The sequence below is a fragment of the Vibrio sp. 2033 genome, from assembly GCF_033339735.1.
Genome location: NZ_JAWOVC010000667.1, coordinates 1 through 558, shown reverse-complemented (window position 1 = coordinate 558; position 558 = coordinate 1). Strand labels below are relative to the sequence as shown.

Annotated in this window: 2 protein-coding genes; both read right to left on the bottom strand. The window is 47.0% G+C overall.

Translation table 11 applies throughout. The features are described 5' to 3' along the window. The coding region (locus tag R7P74_RS28390) for an SPFH domain-containing protein (protein ID WP_318124027.1) at positions 1–444 on the bottom strand (444 nt) is incomplete at its 3' end. A 9-nt stretch (positions 445–453) separates the two neighbouring features. After that, on the bottom strand, positions 454–558 hold a 105-nt coding region (locus R7P74_RS30000), incomplete at its 5' end, for an NfeD family protein (RefSeq protein WP_443293526.1).

The following is a 558-nucleotide window of genomic DNA, read 5'->3' as shown; positions in this document are numbered from 1 at the left end:
GTCGGTTTGTTGATCGAGAATGGACTGTAAATCCTTGTTGAGTCGTTCTCGCTCGGATAGCAGTTCATCCAACTCGTGTTGGCCCAGCACCGAGCGCAGCGTCGTTTGTGCTAACTGGCTGGTGGCATCGCTGTAACTTTCAATATTGTTGATTGCCATTTGTGGGTCAACCACACGAAAATACACCACCGCGTTAACGCGCACAGAGACGTTATCTTTGGTGATCAAATCTTGTGTTGGCACATCCAGCACAATGGTTCGTAAATCAACACGCACCATTTGTTGGATGAAAGGAATCAAAATGATCAAGCCTGGGCCTTTTACTTCTTGAAATCGCCCCAGAAAGAACACAACGCCTCGTTCGTACTCGCGCAGAACCTTAAACATTTGTGTCGCTAATGCGAACAGCAGCACCACGATCACAGCAACAGTGTAGAGCATCATAAACGCCTCCTATTCTTTAGGGCGGTCATTGGGCTTCACCGTTAAGGTTAGCCCTTTAACATGAACAATGGTGACCGATTCACCTTGTTTGAGTTCTTGATCTTGTTCGGTCTT